General features: G+C 72.2%; 13 protein-coding genes. 7 read left to right on the plus strand and 6 right to left on the minus strand.

Going from position 1 to position 17,336, the window contains the following annotated elements; genetic code table 11:
* Positions 1-38 precede the first annotated feature (38 nt).
* The 5 genes from AB0P03_RS00365 to AB0P03_RS00385 are packed head-to-tail and all read left to right on the plus strand — an operon-like array spanning position 39 to position 5,718.
* Positions 39-1,790 (plus strand): ABC transporter substrate-binding protein, encoded by a 1,752-nt coding sequence (locus AB0P03_RS00365; protein ID WP_363583855.1) that lies wholly within the window; start codon positions 39-41, stop codon positions 1,788-1,790.
* 13 nt (positions 1,791-1,803) lie between these two features.
* Positions 1,804-2,763: an ABC transporter permease gene (locus AB0P03_RS00370; RefSeq protein WP_363627453.1), complete on the plus strand. Its 960-nt coding sequence runs from the start codon at positions 1,804-1,806 to the stop codon at positions 2,761-2,763.
* The gene (locus AB0P03_RS00375; RefSeq protein ID WP_363583851.1) at positions 2,760-3,746 is read left to right on the plus strand and encodes an ABC transporter permease; all 987 of its coding nucleotides are present in this window, start codon (positions 2,760-2,762) and stop codon (positions 3,744-3,746) included. Before AB0P03_RS00370 ends, AB0P03_RS00375 begins: the two co-directional genes overlap by 4 nt.
* Complete coding sequence (locus tag AB0P03_RS00380) at positions 3,746-4,744, plus strand: ABC transporter ATP-binding protein (protein ID WP_363583849.1); 999 nt, start codon at positions 3,746-3,748, stop codon at positions 4,742-4,744. Before AB0P03_RS00375 ends, AB0P03_RS00380 begins: the two co-directional genes overlap by 1 nt.
* Positions 4,741-5,718, plus strand: coding sequence for an oligopeptide/dipeptide ABC transporter ATP-binding protein (locus tag AB0P03_RS00385; RefSeq protein WP_363583847.1), 978 nt, complete (start codon positions 4,741-4,743; stop codon positions 5,716-5,718). Before AB0P03_RS00380 ends, AB0P03_RS00385 begins: the two co-directional genes overlap by 4 nt.
* A gap of 119 nt (positions 5,719-5,837) precedes the next feature.
* On the opposite strand, the gene soxR is transcribed toward AB0P03_RS00385, so the two are convergent.
* From soxR to AB0P03_RS00400, 3 genes are all read right to left on the minus strand, one after another.
* On the minus strand, positions 5,838-6,413 hold the full coding sequence (soxR, locus tag AB0P03_RS00390; protein ID WP_363627454.1) for a redox-sensitive transcriptional activator SoxR: 576 nt from the start codon (positions 6,411-6,413) through the stop codon (positions 5,838-5,840).
* Positions 6,414-6,653: 240 nt separating this feature from the next.
* Entirely contained in the window at positions 6,654-9,026 is a 2,373-nt protein-coding gene (locus tag AB0P03_RS00395; protein WP_363627455.1) for an immune inhibitor A domain-containing protein, read from the minus strand.
* A gap of 203 nt (positions 9,027-9,229) precedes the next feature.
* Positions 9,230-11,320 carry a prolyl oligopeptidase family serine peptidase gene (locus AB0P03_RS00400; protein ID WP_363583843.1) on the minus strand — a complete coding sequence of 697 codons (2,091 nt, stop codon included), beginning with the start codon at positions 11,318-11,320 and terminating at the stop codon, positions 9,230-9,232.
* 82 nt (positions 11,321-11,402) lie between these two features.
* Here AB0P03_RS00400 and AB0P03_RS00405 point away from each other — a divergent pair, with 82 nt between their 5' ends.
* The gene (locus AB0P03_RS00405; RefSeq protein ID WP_363583841.1) at positions 11,403-12,575 is read left to right on the plus strand and encodes an aminotransferase class V-fold PLP-dependent enzyme; all 1,173 of its coding nucleotides are present in this window, start codon (positions 11,403-11,405) and stop codon (positions 12,573-12,575) included.
* A gap of 56 nt (positions 12,576-12,631) precedes the next feature.
* On the opposite strand, the gene AB0P03_RS00410 is transcribed toward AB0P03_RS00405, so the two are convergent.
* Together AB0P03_RS00410 and AB0P03_RS00415 are read right to left on the minus strand one after the other, a co-directional pair.
* Positions 12,632-13,009 carry a metalloregulator ArsR/SmtB family transcription factor gene (locus AB0P03_RS00410; RefSeq protein WP_363583839.1) on the minus strand — a complete coding sequence of 126 codons (378 nt, stop codon included), beginning with the start codon at positions 13,007-13,009 and terminating at the stop codon, positions 12,632-12,634.
* A gap of 29 nt (positions 13,010-13,038) precedes the next feature.
* On the minus strand, positions 13,039-13,413 hold the full coding sequence (locus AB0P03_RS00415; RefSeq protein ID WP_350877952.1) for a hypothetical protein: 375 nt from the start codon (positions 13,411-13,413) through the stop codon (positions 13,039-13,041).
* A 344-nt stretch (positions 13,414-13,757) separates the two neighbouring features.
* Here AB0P03_RS00415 and AB0P03_RS00420 point away from each other — a divergent pair, with 344 nt between their 5' ends.
* Positions 13,758-16,610, plus strand: a complete 2,853-nt coding sequence (locus AB0P03_RS00420) for a DEAD/DEAH box helicase (RefSeq protein ID WP_350878048.1) — start codon at positions 13,758-13,760, stop codon at positions 16,608-16,610.
* Between the two features lie 416 nt (positions 16,611-17,026).
* On the opposite strand, the gene AB0P03_RS00425 is transcribed toward AB0P03_RS00420, so the two are convergent.
* Positions 17,027-17,329 (minus strand): hypothetical protein, encoded by a 303-nt coding sequence (locus AB0P03_RS00425; RefSeq protein ID WP_363583836.1) that lies wholly within the window; start codon positions 17,327-17,329, stop codon positions 17,027-17,029.
* Positions 17,330-17,336 lie beyond the last annotated feature (7 nt).

The following is a 17,336-nucleotide window of genomic DNA, read 5'->3' on the forward strand; positions in this document are numbered from 1 at the left end:
ACGGGCTTCACGGCAGGCCCCCCACAGCGGAGTTGCACATGACCAGGCGCACCCACGCCGCCCTCGCGGCGGTCCTCGCGGCGACCCTCACCCTCGGCCTCGGGGCCTGCAAGAACGACAAGAGCGACAGCGGAAGTGACGCCGCGCCTTCCAACGGCCAGGGCCCGGGCGCCGCGTCCGGTTCGGTCATCGGCGGCACCCCGGTCAAGGGTGGCACCCTCAACGTCCTGACGAACCAGGACTTCGCCCACCTCGATCCGGCCCGCAACTGGACCGTGCCGCACATGGACTTCGGCACCCGGCTGATCTACCGCACCCTGACCACCTTCAAGTCCGAGCCGGGTGCGGCGGGCAGCGAGATCGTCCCGGACCTCGCCACCGACCTCGGCAAGTCCAGCGAGGGCGGCAAGGTGTGGACCTTCACCCTGAAGGACGGCCTCAAGTACGAGGACGGCACGCCGATCAAGTCCGCCGACATCAAGTACAACGTCGAGCGGTCCTTCTCCCCGGACCTCACCGGCGGCCCCGACTACGCCGTCCAGTACCTGGCCGGCGGCGAGAACTACAAGGGCCCGCTCACTGGCGAGCACCTGGCGAGCATCGAGACCCCGGACGACAGGACCATCGTCTTCCACCTGAAGCGCCCGGTCGCCGAGTTCTCGGACACCGTCACCCTCCCGACCTTCTCCCCGGTGCCGCAGTCTCAGGAGAAGGGCACCCAGTACGACTCGCGGCCGTTCTCCTCCGGCCCCTACAAGATCGACACGTACGACCGGGGCAAGCAGCTGACGCTGGTCCGCAACACCAACTGGGACCAGTCCACCGACACCGTCCGCAAGGCGTACCCCGACAAGATCGTGGTCACCCAGGGCATCAAGGGCGGCCAGGCCGACGACCGGATCATCGCCAGCGACGGCGCCGACGCCAACGCGATCGAGATGCCGTGGATGGCCCACGAGTCCGTCTCCAAGGTGCTGACCAAGCCGGACGTCAAGGCCCGCATGGCGGCCGAGCAGACCGGCTGTACGGACATGCTGTACCTGAACACCGCCAAGGCGCCCTTCGACGACCCGAAGGTGCGCGAGGCGATGATGTGGGCGGTCGACCGCGAGGCGCAGGTGACGGCCTTCGGCGGCCCGGCGATGGCCGACGTGGCCACCTCCTACCTCCCGCCGTCGCTGACCGGCGGCGCCAAGGCGGACCCGCTGAAGATCCCGGCCGCCGGCGACCCGGAGAAGGCCAAGGCGATGCTCAAGGACGCGGGCAAGACCGACCTCAAGGTGTCGATCACCGTCTCCCTGGGCGACAAGACCCGCGCCGAGACGATCCAGCAGTCGCTGGCCAAGGCCGGTGTTCAGGTCACCGTGAACACCGTCGACCCGTCCGCCTTCACCGACACGCTCGGCGACACCAAGAACGCCCCCGAGCTGACCATCAACGGCTGGTGCCCGGACTACCCGTCCGGCGCGACCTTCCTCCCGTTCATCTTCGACGGACGGACCATCAAGGAGAAGGGCAACCAGGGTAACTACAGCCAGTTCAAGGACCAGGCCACGATGGACCGGATGGACCAGATCGCGGCCATGACGGACGTCAACGAGGCCAACAAGGCCTGGCAGCAACTGGACGAGGACCTGCTGAAGAAGGCCCCGGCCGTCCCGTTGATGTGGCAGCGCCGCCCGCTGCTGGCCGGCACCAACGTGGCCGGCGCGTTCGGGAACTCCGGCTACGCCGGCATGATCGACCTGGCCGTGGTCGGCCTCAAGGACCCCGCCAAGGGCAAGGGCTGAGGGGCCGTCGGCGATGAGTACAACCACTGAGCCCGTCGCCGTGGACTCCACGGCGACGGGCCCCGCGAAGGCCACCGGGCGCGGCCCGTGGCGGCTGGTCTGGGACCAGCTGTGGGCCAAGGGATCGGCCCGCTTCGGCCTGATCACGGTCGGCGCCTTGCTGCTGCTGGCCGCCCTGGCCGGCCCGCTGAGCTCGCTCGGCGGCTGGTCCCCCGAGGAGTTCGACAAGCGCGCCATCGACCCGTACCTGGGCGGCATGCCTCGGGGCGACTTCGGCGGCATCAGCGCCCGGCACTGGCTGGGCGTCGAGCCGATCACCGGGCGCGACCTGTTCGCCCGGGTCCTGCACGGCGGGCAGGTCTCGCTGCTGATCGCGTTCACCGCGACCGCCGTCGTCGTCATCACCGGCACCCTGGCCGGCATCGCGGCCGGCTACTTCGGCGGCCGGACGGACACGCTGCTGTCCCGGCTGATGGACCTCACCATGTCCTTCCCCTCGCTGATCTTCATGATCGCGATGATGTCGGTGGCCAAGGACGTCAACCGGATCCTGCTGATCACCCTGGTGATCGGCCTGTTCACCTGGCCCGGCATCGCCCGCGTCGTGCGCGGCCAGACCCTCTCGCTCAAGCACCGCGAGTACGTCGAGGCCGCCAAGGTCGGCGGGGCGCGCTCCTGGCGCATCCTCACCCGGGAGATCCTGCCGAACGTCTCCGGCCCGATCATCGCCTACACCACCCTGCTCATCCCCGGCATGATCGCCACCGAGGCCGCGCTCAGCTACCTCGGTGTGGGCGTCCGCCCGCCGACCTCGTCCTGGGGCCAGATGATCGCGGAGAGCATCGTCCACTACGAGACCGACCCGACGTACTTCCTGATCCCGACGGCTTTCCTGTTCGTCGCCGTGCTCGCGTTCACCCTGCTCGGGGACGCGCTGCGCGACATCCTCGACCCCCGGGGAGGCCGGTCGTGATCCTCTACCTCGGCCGCCGACTGCTCGGCGTGGCGGGCATCCTGCTCGCCATCTGCGCCATCACCTTCACCATCTTCTACCTGCTGCCGAACGACCCGGCGGCGGCGGCCTGCGGCAAGACCTGCAGCCCGGAGCGGCTCGCCGACGTCAAGGCGGCGATGGGCCTGAACAAGCCGATCTGGGAACAGTTCCTCGCCTACCTGGGCGGCATCTTCGCCGGTCGCGACTACGGCAGCGGCCCGAGCGCCGTGCACTGCGGCTTCCCCTGCCTCGGCTACTCGTACGAGTACGGGCTGCCGGTCTGGGACCTGCTCGTCGACCGGCTGCCGGTGTCCATCTCGCTCGCCGTCGGCGCGGCGGTGCTCTGGCTGGTCCTCGGCCTCGGCGCGGGCGTCACCTCGGCGCTGCGCAAGGGCAAGGCCTCCGACAAGACGCTGATGGTGCTCTCGGTCGGCACCGCCTCGTTGCCGGTCTACTTCACCTCGATCATGCTGATCTGGGGTGTCGTCCGTACGGCCGGGCTGCTGCCCTACCCGGCGTACCACAAGTTCACCGAGAACCCCTTCGAGTGGGCCTCCAACCTGCTGCTGCCGTGGATCGCCCTGGCCCTGCTGTACGCGGCCATGTACGCCCGGCAGAGCCGCAACTCGATGATCGAGGCGATGGCCGAGCCGTACATCCGCACCGCCCGGGCCAAGGGCCTGCCGTCGCGGACGGTCACGGTCAAGCACGGGCTGCGCGCCGGGGTGACGCCGATCCTCACCATCTTCGGCATGGACCTCGGCGGCCTTCTGGCCGGTGCGGTCATCACCGAGTCCATCTTCGGCCTGCCCGGCGTCGGCCGGCTGTTCTACGACGGTCTGGGCCGCTCCGACCAGCCCGTGATCCTCGGCGTCACCCTGCTCGCGGCCTTCTTCATCGTCGCGGCGAACCTGCTGGTCGACCTGCTCTACGCGTTCGTCGACCCACGAGTGAGGTACTGATGACTCTCTTGGAGGTCGAGGACCTCAAGGTCTCCTTCGACACGCCCCGCGGCACCGTCCGGGCGGTGGACGGCATCTCCTTCGCCGTCGACGCCGGGCGGACCCTCGGCCTGGTCGGCGAGTCCGGCAGCGGCAAGTCCGTCACCTCGCTCGCCGTCATGGGCCTGCACCGCGGCGCCGCCGTCACCGGCTCGATCCGGCTCGACGGGATGGAGCTCAACGGGCTCGGCGAACGGGAGCTGGGCACCGTCCGGGGCCGCCGGATCGCGATGATCTTCCAGGACCCGCTGTCCAGCCTGCACCCCTTCTACACCGTCGGCGAGCAGATCGCCGAGCACTACCGGGTGCACTTCAAGGCCAACCGCAGGGCGGGCCGCGCGCGGGCGGTCGAGATGCTGGCCGAGGTCGGCATCCCGGAGCCGGCCCGGCGGGTCGACGAGTACCCGCACCAGTTCTCCGGCGGCATGCGCCAGCGCGTCATGATCGCCATGGCGCTCGCCTGCGAACCCGAACTGCTGATCGCCGACGAGCCCACCACGGCCCTCGACGTCACCGTCCAGGCGCAGATCCTCGACCTGATCGCCCGCATCCAGCAGGAGCGCGGCCTCGGCGTCGTCATGATCACCCACGACCTCGGGGTGGTCGCCCGGGTCGCCCACGAGGTGCTGGTCATGTACGGCGGCCGGGCCGCCGAACAGGCCCCGGTGGACCGGCTGTTCGCCACCCCCGGGCACCCGTACACCCGCGGCCTGCTGGACTCGCTGCCGCGCCTGGACGACACCGACGACGCCCCGCTGCGGGCCATCCCCGGCAGCCCGCCGTCGCTGATCGCCCCCGCCCCCGGCTGCTCCTTCGCGCCGCGCTGCGCCCGCACCAGCACCGCCACCGCCGAGGAACACGCCCGCTGCCTGGCCGACCGACCCGAGCTCGGCCCGCTCGGCCCCGGCCACCAGGCCGCCTGCCACCTGCCGCTGGTACCGGAAGGAGCCCGGCCATGACCGAGAACCTGCTGTCCGTACGGGACCTGGTGAAGACCTTCCCCGGCCGACGGAGCCGCACCGGCCGGCCCGGCGCCCCGGTCCGCGCCGTCGACGGCGTCAGCTTCGACGTCGGCAAGGGCGAGACGCTCGGCCTGGTCGGCGAGTCCGGCTGCGGCAAGTCCACCACCGGGCGGATGATCGTCCGGCTGCTCGACCCGACCTCGGGCACCGTCACCTTCGACGGCACCGAGATCGGCGGGCTCTCCCAGGCCCGGCTGCGGCCGCACCGGCGGCACCTGCAGATGGTCTTCCAGGACCCGTACTCCTCGCTCAACCCCCGGCAGACGGTGGCCCGGATCATCTCCGAGCCGCTGCTGCTCCAGGGGTCGAGCGCGGCCGACGCGCGCCGGCGGGCCGGCGAGCTGATGGAACTGGTCGGGCTGATCCCCGAGCAGATCGACCGCTACCCGCACGAGTTCTCCGGCGGCCAGGCGCAGCGCATCGGCATCGCCCGCTCGCTCGCCACCTCGCCGAAGCTGGTCATCGCCGACGAGCCGGTCTCCGCGCTCGACGTCTCCATCCAGGCCCAGGTGGTCAACCTGATGGAGCGGCTCCAGCAGGAGCTCGGCCTGGCGTACGTGTTCATCGCGCACGACCTCTCGGTGGTCAAGCGGGTCTGCGACCGGGTGGCGGTGATGTACCTCGGGCGGATCGTCGAGATCGGCGACAAGGCCGAGGTGTACGGCAGCCCGGCGCACCCGTACACCAAGGCGCTGCTGTCCGCCGTCCCGCTGCCCGACCCGGCGGCGGAGCGCGCGCGGGAGCGGATCGTGCTGCTCGGCGACCCGCCGAGCCCGGCGAACCCGCCGTCCGGTTGCACCTTCCACCCGCGCTGCCCCAAGGCGCAGGAGATCTGCCGCACGGACCGTCCGCTGCTGCAGATCGCCGGGGCGGGTAGCCGGCAGGCGGCCTGCCACTTCCCGGAGGCCTGAGGCCGACCACATAGAGCCGCCGTACCGCCCAGTTGCCCCCACGCCGGGCGGTACGGCACCCAACGGGCGAGGGACGCGATCCCTCGCCGCAGACGCCCGGTCGGGCGCGGCGGGGAACCTCACGAGGGCCGCGTCCGACCGGGTTCCACCGTTTTCACGGTCCGGTTCACGGTCCGGTTCATGGTCCTGCCGTTCTCATGCTCCGGCCTTTCTCGCGGTCCGGACGGCCCGCCCGCCTCGCCCGCCGTGCCCGGCAGCAGCCGGCGCGGGCCGGGCCCCTCGGCGGCCAGTTCGTCCCCGGGGTTGAGCACCCGGCAGCGGCGCAGCGACACGCAGCCGCAGCCGATGCAGCCGGTCAGCTCCTCCTCCAGCCGCTCCAACTCGGCCCGCCGGGCGCGCAGTTGTTCGGCCCAGCGCCGCGAGATGCGGTCCCAGTCGTGCTTGCCCGGCATCCGGTCCTCGGGGAGCCCGGTGAACACCTCGGCCACCTCGGAGAGCGGGATGCCGAGCCGTTTGGCGACCAGGATGAGCGAGATCCGGCGCAGCACGTGCCGCCGGTAGCGGCGTTGGTTGCCCGGCGACCGCTCGGAGGAGATCAGCCCCTGGTCCTCGTAGAAGCGCACCGCCGAGGTGGCGATCCCGGCCCGCCGGGCCACCTCGCCGACGCTCAGCAGGTCGACCGGTGCGGTGTCCATGCCTGCTCCTCGACTCCTTGACTTCAAGTCCTGTTGAAGATCTAGCGTACCGGACGTGGTCGGATCGTTCGCTGCGCAGAGCATTACTGCCGTTGCCGAGCAGGACAGTTGTCCCCTGGAGTCGGCGCCGAACGGCCCCGCCCGAGGTCGGCGTGAACCGTTCGCCGGGCGCGGTGAGACCCACGAGCCGGCCCCGGGTCCCTTTTCGTCGGGGGGACCCGGGGCCTTCGCTGTGGGTTCCTACGAGGCCGGGCCGACCCGGACGGTGGTGATCCGCCCGCCCTGGGACTCCCGGACGACCTCGATCCTGGTGTTGGTGTCCGGGACCTTCACCGCGAGCTGCGGGAGGGCCGGGTCGGTGTACGTGCCGGTGTGGTCGTTGAAGACCGGGACGGCCGGCTCGGACGGGATCCGCACCGCGACGCCGCCCTTGTGCAGCGTGAACGCCGTGGTCGGCCTGAGCGAGAACGGCGCGTCGTAGGTCTGCGCCCGCCCGTTGACCAGGGTGCCGTCGGCGAAGCGGACCGCCGCCGGGTGGGCGTCGATCGGCAGGATCAGCCCGCCGCCGGGGTGGTCCTTGGTGTTGTTGTCGCCGTACGCGGTGTCCCACAGCCAGAGCAGGACGCCCTCCTGGTACGGGTAGGTGTCGACGACGTCGGCCTTGCCCGCGACGCCGGTGTACCCGAAGTTGTACGGGCCGGTCTTCAGGAACGCGCCGTAGCCGGTGTAGCGGCGGTTCTCGGCGAGGTAGGCGCGCGGGTGCTGCTTGACGGCGGTGCGGCCGGTGATGACGGTGAAGCCGGTGGCGGTCCAGCCGTTGGCGCCGTTCTCGGCGCCGTCGGCGAAGAGCTCGGTGCCGCCGGCGGTGATCCTCACGGCGTCGACGAGCACGCCCCGGCCGTGGGTGTTGCCGTCCGAGGTGGCGTGGAAGCGCAGCCGGACCTGCTGGCCGAGGTAGCTGTCCAGCGGGAGGTGCAGCTTCCGGTAGGTGCCCGAACTGCCGCTGAGCCCGGGGGTGTTGGCGTTGGTGTTGCCGATCGGTGCGCCGTCGACGGTGCCGCCCAGGGCCGTCCAGTGCTTGCCCTGGTCGGTGGAGGCCTCGACGGTGAGGAAGTCGTAGTCCTGCTCGGTGTCGTACCAGGCGGCGGCGTCCAGGGCGGCCGGGCCGGTGGCGGTGCGCAGGTCGACGTCCCGGCTGAGCGAGTTGTCGAGGTTGTCGCCGGTGTCGCTCCACCACTGCCTGGCGCCCTCGTACGGGTCGGCGAGGTCGGTGCTGGTGGTGCTGTCCGGCAGGTGGACGAGCAGCGCCTGGGCCTGGTCGGTGTTGTAGCCGCTCACCCCGAGGGCGTGGCTGGACCGGGTGGCGGCCTGCGCCTCGTCGTAGTCGAGCCAGCCGAACTGGAGCTTGCTCCAGGCGTCGAGGTCGCCGGGGTAGCCGCCGGTGGTGTTCGGCCCCTTGCCGAGGTAGGAGCCGGAGGACATCAGCGACCAGAAGTTGACGCTGTTGTCGCCGCCGTTGGTGCTGTACAGGTCGGGCAGACCGAGGTTGTGGCCGTACTCGTGGGCGAACAGGCCGACGCCGCTGTTCTCGCCGGCCTGGACGTAGTCGTAGACGTAGAGGCCGGTGTCGCCGACCGGCGCGCCGCCGATCTTGTTGCCCTCCGGGCCGGTCCGGCCGGTCGCGTCGGGGAAGGTCCAACTGCGGTGCGCCCACAGCGCGTCGGCCCCCTGGGCGCCGCCGCCCCAGGTCTCGTCGACGCCGGCGTGCACCACGATGACGTTGTCGAGGTAGCCGTCGGGCTGGTTGAACTCGCCGGTCCTGGTGTGGTCGTAGCGGTCGTAGACGTCGTACTGGGCGAGCTGCGCCTTGATGTCGGCCACGCTGCGGCCCTTGGCGATCTCGCCGTCGTACCAGGCCTTGACGGCGTCCCGGATGAACTCCTGGCCCTGGGTCCAGGCGCCGGAGCCCTGCGGGCCCTTGTTGCTGCCGTAGCGGGCCTCGTTGTACGGGACGGTGACCCAGTCGCTGACGGTGCCCTGGACGTCGTAGCGGCCGGAGGACTGGGTGCGGTAGTAGTTGCGCATGGACACGGCGCCGGGCGTGTCGTCGAAGAACATCTTCTGGTAGTAGCCGCGGTCGAAGTCCGGCTCCCACAGCGTGTGGTTGTCGCCCTTGCCCGGCTTGGGGATCTGGTCGTGGCGCGGGCCGGGGGTGCCGCCGTAGCGGGGCTGGCCGTTGTACTGGGTGGTGTTGTCGACCTCGTCGCCGAACTGGGCGAGGATCACGAAGACCTTGTCGGTGCGCTGGTGCGCCAGTTGGACGTAGTCGTTGCCGACCTTCACCTTGGCGGGGGCCCGCTTGCCGGCGGTCTTGGCGACGGCGCCCTGGTTGAGCTGCTCCAGGGCCTTGGTGCGGAGCGCCTGGCGCTCGCGCTCCTGGGGGGCGAGCGGCGCGGGCGGGGCTTCGGCGCCCTGCTCCGCCGGGGCGGCGGCGATCGTGGCGGGGGCGGTCGTGGCGGTGAGGGGAGCGGCCTGGGCGGGGGTGCCCAGCAGGGTGGCGGCTATCGCGCTCGTGGTGAGCGCGGCCGCGAGTGCGGCGGACAGTCTGCGCAACTGACCGGTCCTTTCCGGGGGATGGGGGTCCCGGGCTTCCGGGCGGTCCGGGCTTCCGGGCGCCCCGGGTGGTCCGGGTGGGAGTAATCGTTCGGTGAAGCGCAGGTAATATTTCACATGTCACGGGTCACGTGGAAGAGGTGAGGGCAAGGCGAAGGGCGCCGCACCACCGGTGCGACGCCCCTGCCCGTGAATCCGGAGGCTCAGCCCAAGGACGCCCGCAGGAAGGCGAGTTCGGCCTGGGTGACCTGCTCGTTCACTCCGCCCGGGGTCATGTGGGTGACGCCCGGCAGCGGCAGCACGCTGTGCGGCCGGCCGGCCTTGGTGAGCGCCTCGGAGAGCAGCAGGGTGTGCGAGGGGTGGACGTTGTCGTCGGCCAGCCCGTGGATCAGCAGCAGCGGCCGGGTCAGCCCGGGCGCGTCGGTGACCAGGCAGTCGTCGGCGTAGCCCTCCGGGTTGTCCTGCGGCAGCGCGAGGTAGCGCTCGGTGTACGCGGTGTCGTAGTGCCGGAAGTCGGTGGGCGGGGCGCCCGCGCAGGCGGCGTGGAAGACGTCCGGGCGGCGCAGCACGGCGAGCGCCGCGAAGTACCCGCCGTACGACCAGCCGCGCACGCCGACCCGGCCGAGGTCGAGGTCGGGGTGCTGCCCGGCGAGCGCCCGCAGGGCGTTCACCTGGTCGTCCAGCGCCACCTGGGAGAAGCGGCGGAAGATCGCCCGGGTGAACTCCGGCGAGACGAACGGGGTGCCGCGGTTGTCGGTGGTGACGACGGCGAAGCCCTGGTCGGCCCACCACTGGCGGAGCTGCCAGCGGCGCGGCTCGGCCGCCACGGCCTGGAAGCCGGGCCCGCCGTAGACGTCCAGCAGCACCGGCAGCCGGCGGCCGGGGACGTGGTCGCGCGGGTACACCACGGCGGTGGGCAGGCCGAGTTCGGTGACCCGGGCGAGCCGTGGCCGCACCCGGTAGGGCAGGGTGGCGCTCAGGTCGGTGAGCGGCAGTGCGGGGCCGTCGAGCGAGGCGTCGAGCGAGCCGTCGCGCAGCAGTCGGCGCCGGATGCCGTCGGCGTCGGCGGTGGTGAGCAGCAGGGTGCGGCCGGCGGCGAGTGCGGAGTGCACGCCGGGGCCGGTGGTGACGGGTTCGGGTGCGCCGCCGTCCGGGTCGACCAGGTGGACGTACTGGTCGGCCGGGTCGCCCTGGCCGGTCTCGCAGAGCAGCCGGTCGTCCAGGTGCCCGACCACCCGGCGGATCTGGAGCCCGGTGGTGTCCAGCGGCTTGCCGTCCAGGGCGAGGCCGCGGGCCTGCGGGGTGTCGTGGGCGGTGAGCAGCCGGCCGTCGGTCAGCCGGGCGGGGGTGCCGGGCAGGTCGTCGACCCAGAACTCGTCGGTGGTGCGGGAGAGTTCGCGGGTCTCGCCGGTGGTCGGGTCGGCGGTCAGCAGCAGGACGTGCTGCTGGAGCCGGTCGGCGACGGTGAGCAGCAGCTCCTGGTCGGAGGCCCAGGTGGCGGCGCAGAGGTAGGGGAACGCGGCGGCGTCCCAGCGGAGCCGTACCCGGCTGCGGTCGAGGCCGAGCACCCAGAGCTGGACGTCCGCGTTGGGGCCGCCGGCCTGCGGGTAGGCGAAGTCCTCGGCGGGCTCGCCGGGGTGGGCGGGGTCGGCGAAGTAGCGCCGGGGGAGGGCGGATTCGTCCACCCGGGCGGCCAGCAGCGCGCCGCCGTCGGGGCGCCACCAGTGGCCGCGGGAGCGGCCGAGCTCCTCGGCGGCGGCGAACTCGGCGACGCCCCAGCGGGCGCCGTCGGCGGGGGAGAGCGGTTCGAGGCCGGGGGTGACGTACAGGGCGTCGTCGGCGACGTAGGCGACGCGTTCGCCGGCGGCGTCCGGCCGGGGGTCGAACGCGGGCCCGGCGACGGGCAGTTCGGTGCCGGTGCCGGTGGCGGTGTCGATCCGGAACAGCCGGCCGTCGAGGACGAGGACGGCGGTCGCGAGGTCGGCGGTGGCCGCGTACGTGCCGATGCCGGCGGCGACCAGGCGGGTGCGTTCGCGCAGCCGTCGTTCGACGGCGGGCAGGTCGTCGCGGCGGCCGGCGCGCCCGGGGGCGAGGACGGCCGGGTCGGCGACCAGTCGTTCCTCGCCGGTGGCGGTGTCGAGCAGGTGCAGGCGGTCGACCGGATCCTCGGAACCGGTCGAGCGGAGCAGCAGCAGCCGGGTACCGTCCTCGGCGAGGGTGAACGCGCGCGGCGCACCGAAGGTGAACCGGCCGGTGCGGGCGCTGAGCGACAGGAAGGGGTCGGTGATGGTCACGGCCCGATCGTCGTCTCGGGACACGCCACCCGACCAGTACCCTGTCATGTGAAATGTCACACATCACAATGCGGAGGATGCCGTGATCGAGGACCTGTGGACCGCCGAACCCCCGGCCCCGCTGCCCGCGGCCGACGGGCTGTTCGGCGTCTCACCGGACGCGGCGCACCTGAACCACGGTTCGTTCGGCGCGGTGCCCGTCCCCGTGCAGCGGGCGCAGCAGCGGCTGCGCGCCGAACACGAGCTGGACCCGGACGGCTTCTTCGCCGACCTGCCGGCCCGGGTCGGCGCGGCGCGGACCAGGATCGCCGCCGACCTGGCCGTCGACCCGGGCCGGCTCGCCCTGGTCTCCAACGTCACCGAGGCGGTCGCGATCGCCCTGGACACCATCCCGTTCGCGCCCGGCGACCGGATCCTGGTCACCGACCACGGCTACGGGGTGGTCACCCGGGCCGCCGCCCGCCGGGCCGCCGAGACCGGCGCCGAGGTGGTCGAGGTCGAACTGCCGCTGGACACCCCCGACGAGCAGGCCGTCCGGGAGGCGGTGCTCGCCGCCGTCGACGAGCGCGTCACCGTCGCGGTGCTGGACCAGATCACCTCGCCCACCGCCCGCCTGATCGCCGGAGCGGGCCTGCTCGCCGACCTGCGCGAGCGCGGTGTGACCACCGTCGTGGACGGCGCCCACGCCCCCGGCATGCTGCCCGCCCCGGTCGACCCGAACGCCGACTTCTGGTTCGGCAACCTGCACAAGTGGGCCTTCGCCCCGCGCGGCACCGGCGTGCTCGCCGTCCGCCCGGAGTGGGTGGACCGGGTGCGCCCGCTCACCTTCTCCTGGGAGCACGACCGGGGCTTCCCGTGGAACGTCGAATGGCGCGGCACCTGCGACTACACGGGCTGGCTGGCCGCCCCGGCGGGGTTCGAGCTGCTGCGCGAGCTCGGCCCCGAGGCGGTGGCCGCGCACAACGCCGCGCTCGCCGGGTACGGCCAGCGGGTGCTCGCCGAGCGGGCCGGCCTGTCGCCGCTGCCCGCGACGCCCGGGGTCTCGATGCGCTCGGTCCGGCTGCCGGCCGGGTGCGTCGAGGCGGAGCAGGACGTGAGACCGCTGCGGGACGAGGTGTGGCAGCGGCTCGGCACCCGGATCGCGATCCGCCCGTGGGCCGGCGGCGGGGTGCTGCGGGTCAGCGCGCAGCTGTACAACCGGCCGCGGGAGTACGAGCGGCTGGCGGACGGGCTGGCCGACCTGCTGAAGGGCTGACCGGCTCGCGGGGGCCGGCCTCCGCGCGTGGCTGGTCCGGGCCGGTCCGCGCGTGGCTAGTCCGGGCCGGCCCGCTCGGAGCTGCCTCGTTCGGAGCCGGCCCGGTCGGAGCTGGCCCGCAGCTCGGCGAGCAGCAGGTTCTGGTCGGCGAGCAGCCCGGTGAGGATCCGCCGGGCCGCTCGCAGCAGGTCGGCGACGTCGCCGCCGGCCAGTGTGTACACCACCGTGCTGCCCTCCCGGGTGGCGGTGACGATGCCGGACCGGCGCAGCACCGCGAGCTGCTGGGAGAGGCTGGAGGGTTCGACCTCCAGCTCGGCGAGCAGCCCGCGGACGGGCGTCGGTCCGGCCTGGAGCAGTTCCAGCACCCGGATCCGGACGGGATGGCCGAGCATCCGGAAGAACTCGGCCTTGGCCTGGTAGAGCGCTACCGCCACGAGTCCCCCCTTCCCTGGTGTCGGTCCGCTCAGATCTCCAGCGAGAGTTCGATCCGCTTGAGCTGGTGGCGGGCCATCGCGAGGTTGGAGCGGCCGCGGTTGAGCGCCAGGAAGAGGAAGAGGCCGCGTCCGGTGGGCGTGGTGATCGGTCGGACCATGTGGTACTGGTTGGTGAGGCTGATCAGGATGTCCTCGATCTCGTTGTCGTGCAGGTTGAGCATCTCCATCGCCCGCATCTTGGCGCGGACCACGTCGGTGTTCCCGGCGGCGGCGACGTTGAGGTCCAGTTCGCCGCCGTCGCCGAGGCTGCCGAGCGCCATGCCGCTGCCGTAGTCGACCAGGGCGACGCCGATCGCGCCGTCGATCCCCATGGCCTCTTTGAGGGACGTCTCCAGGTTCGCCATCGTCGGTGTCCTCCCGTGAGTTGGTGGCGGTCGCTCCGCCGTGGCAACGACGGTAGGGAGACCGGCGGCGGTCCACCGGGGATGACCGGAGACGTCCGAAGCTGGTCGGACTCCGATCACTTGAAGATGTTTGCAACTATGGATGTGAGAGGGAAGCGATCCCGGAATGATCCCGCGGCCGATCCCGCCGTGCGGAAGCCCTACGGAGGCCGCACGGAAGCCGCGGGGAAAGCCGTACGGAAGCCGCACGGAAAGTCGCACGGAAAAACGGTGCTATCGATGTCAGTGCCGCCGGGTAACCTCTCGCTGAGATGCGAGATCACACCAACCACACCCGGACGGCGATGAACACCCCTGAGCCCCAGCCCCACGACGACCAGGAGCTCAGCCCCGCCGAGGCGTACGCGGCCAGCCGCCGCCGGGCCAAGGAACAGGCGACCGCGCTCCACGGCTTCCAGCAGCTGTACGACTTCCCGCTGGACGACTTCCAGCTGGAGGCCTGCGAGGCGCTGGAGGCCGGCTCGGGCGTCCTGGTCGCCGCGCCCACCGGCTCGGGCAAGACCATCGTCGGCGAGTTCGCCGTGCACCTGGCCCTCCTGGGCGGCCGCAAGTGCTTCTACACCACGCCCATCAAGGCGCTGTCCAACCAGAAGTACGGCGACCTGGTCAAGCGCTACGGCGCCGCCAAGGTCGGCCTGCTCACCGGTGACAACACCGTCAACGGCGACGCCCCCGTGGTGGTCATGACCACCGAGGTGCTGCGCAACATGCTCTACGCGGGCTCCAGCACTCTCGACGGCCTCGGCTACGTCGTCATGGACGAGGTGCACTACCTCGCCGACCGCTTCCGCGGCGCCGTCTGGGAGGAGGTCATCATCCACCTCCCCGAGTCGGTCACCCTCGTCTCGCTCTCCGCGACCGTCTCCAACGCCGAGGAGTTCGGCGACTGGCTGGACACCGTGCGCGGCGGCACCCGGGTGATCGTCTCCGAGACCAGGCCCGTGCCGCTGTGGCAGCACGTGATGGCCGGCAACCGGATGTACGACCTGTTCGCCAACCCCGACCGGGACGGCCGCCCCAAGGACGGCCCGCGCAACCCCGGCAAGGCCGTCAACCCCGAGCTGGTCCGGCTCGCCCGCTCCGAGCTGGACCGCAACCCGCGCGACCGGTTCGGCCGCGGCCGGGGCCGCAGCATGCCCAACGGGCGCCCCGGCCGGGTCTGGACGCCGGGCCGGGTGGACGTCATCGACCGGCTCGACGCCGAGGGGCTGCTGCCCGCGATCACCTTCATCTTCAGCCGGGCCGGCTGCGAGGCCGCCGTCCAGCAGTGCCTCAGCTCCGGCCTGCGGCTCAACAAGGACGCCGACCGCGCCCTCGTCCGGGCCTTCGTCGAGGAGCGCTGCGCCGACATCCCCGACGAGGACCTGCACGTCCTCGGCTACTTCGAGTGGCTGGACGGGCTGGAGCGCGGCATCGCCGCCCACCACGCCGGGATGCTGCCGCGGTTCAAGGAGGTGGTCGAGGAGCTGTTCGTGAAGGGCCTGGTCAAGGCCGTCTTCGCGACCGAGACCCTCGCGCTCGGCATCAACATGCCCGCCCGCTCGGTGGTCATGGAGAAGCTGGTCAAGTGGAACGGCGAGACCCACGCCGACATCACCCCCGGCGAGTACACCCAGCTCACCGGCCGGGCCGGGCGCCGAGGCATCGACGTCGAGGGCCACGCCGTGGTGCTCTGGCAGCGCGGCCTCGACCCGGAGGCGCTGGCCGGCCTGGCCGGCACCCGCACCTACCCGCTCAAGTCCTCGTTCCGGCCGTCCTACAACATGGCCGTCAACCTGGTCTCCCAGTTCGGCCGGCACCGCTCGCGCGAACTGCTGGAAACCTCCTTCGCCCAGTTCCAGGCCGACCGCTCGGTGGTCGGCATCGCCCGCCAGGTCCAGCGCAACGAGGAGGGGCTGGAGGGCTACCGCGAGTCGATGACCTGCCACCTCGGCGACTTCGACGCGTACATGGACCTGCGTCGCCGGCTCAAGGACCGGGAGAACGAACTCGCCCGCGAGGGCAGCAGCCAGCGCCGCGCGGCCGCCGTCGAGTCGATCGAGCACCTCAAGCCGGGCGACGTCATCCACGTCCCCACCGGCAAGTTCGCCGGCCTCGCCCTCGTCCTCGACCCGGGCCTGCCGCCGGTCAGCCGCAACGGCCGGGTCGGCCGCCACCCCGACTTCCAGGACGGGCCCCGCCCGGTGGTGCTCACCGCCGAGCGGCAGGTCAAGCGGCTCGCCATGATCGACTTCCCGTACCCGGTCGCCGCCGTCGAGCGGGTGCGCATCCCCAAGTCCTTCAACCCGCGCAGCCCGCAGTCCCGCCGGGACCTCGCCTCCGCGCTGCGCACCAAGGCCGGCCACCTCGAACCCGAGCGGTTCCGCCGGGGCCGCGCGGCCGCCGCCGACGACCAGGAGATCACCCGGCTGCGCACCGAACTGCGCCAGCATCCCTGCCACGGCTGCGACGAGCGCGAGGACCACGCCCGCTGGGCCGAGCGCTACCACCGCCTGCACCGCGACACCGAGGTACTGGAACGCCGGATGCGCTCCCGCACCCACACCATCGCCCGCACCTTCGACCGGGTCTGCGGGCTGCTCACCGACCTCGGCTACCTCAGCGGCGACACCGTCACCGACGACGGCAAGCGCCTCGGCCGGCTCTACGGCGAACTCGACCTGCTCGCCTCCGAGTGCATCCGCGAAGGCGTCTGGAGCGGCCTGGACGCCGCCGAACTCGCCGCCTGCGCCTCGGCGTTGGTCTACGAGGCGCGCCAGTCCGACGACGCCACCGCCCCCCGGGTGCCGGAGGGCGCGGCCAAGGAGGCGCTCGGCCAGATGGTCCGGATCTGGGGCCACCTGGACGCCCTGGAGGAGCAGCACCGGATCAACACCGCCGAGGGCGTCGGCCAGCGCGAGCCCGACCTCGGCTTCGCCTGGGCCGCCCACCGCTGGGCCCTCGGCCACAGCCTGGACCAGGTGCTGCGCGACGCCGACATGCCGGCCGGCGACTTCGTCCGCTGGACCAAGCAACTGATCGACGTCCTCGGCCAGATCCAGGACGCGGCCGGCGAGGACGCCGAACTGCGCCGGACGGCCCGCAAGGCCGTCGACGGCCTGCGCCGCGGCATCATCGCCTACTCCTCGGTGGGCTGACCGCCGAACGCAAGGGGCCCGCCCGTTCACCCCGAACGTGCGGGCCCCTGGCGTGCCCGGCGGCTTCCGTCCCCCACCCCCGTGCGGCTTCGGCTTCGCCTCGCCGCTGGGGCTTCCTGCGCAGAGGAAATGCCTCTGCCCCCGCCGATGACAGGGGCAGAGGCATTCTGATGACAGAAGCGAGATTCCAAGCCGGTGCCGCTTCGGCGGGGCCGAAGCGGCACCGGAATTGTGAGCGGTTGCACGGGAAGTCGATCAGGTCGACTTCTCGTGGAGAAGAGGCAGCCGAAACGAGCGAGGCGACGCCGATGGTCAGGGTGTGGGAAGCGCCGGGGCGAAGTAGTCGCGGAGCATCTCCGTGGTCCATGCGGGTTGGCGCACTTCTCCGCGCGGGCCGAACTCCTCGAACCAGGGCTTCACTTCGATGACCGGCGTGCCCGAAGGAGTGCGGCGTTCGCCTCGGCGGCGCGCCCCGCAGCGGCGAGAGCGCGTGCGTGGACGACGCCGAGCAGAGACCGTTCGCGAGGGCTGGCGAGCCGGAATCGGTCGCCGACCATCGACGCCTCGGCGACCCTGACAGCATGGTGCGGCTTCCGGAGGTCGACCGCCTGGTGGGCCATGGCGCGCAGGACGTGGCCGGCCATCGCGGGGTCGTCAGCCTCGGCCGCCAGCTTCACGGCGACGGTGTAGTAGTGCTGGGGGATGTTCCCGGAGAGCATGACGCCT

This window comes from Kitasatospora sp. NPDC088779 (assembly GCF_040685395.1).
Taxonomy (GTDB): Bacteria; Actinomycetota; Actinomycetes; order Streptomycetales; family Streptomycetaceae; genus Kitasatospora.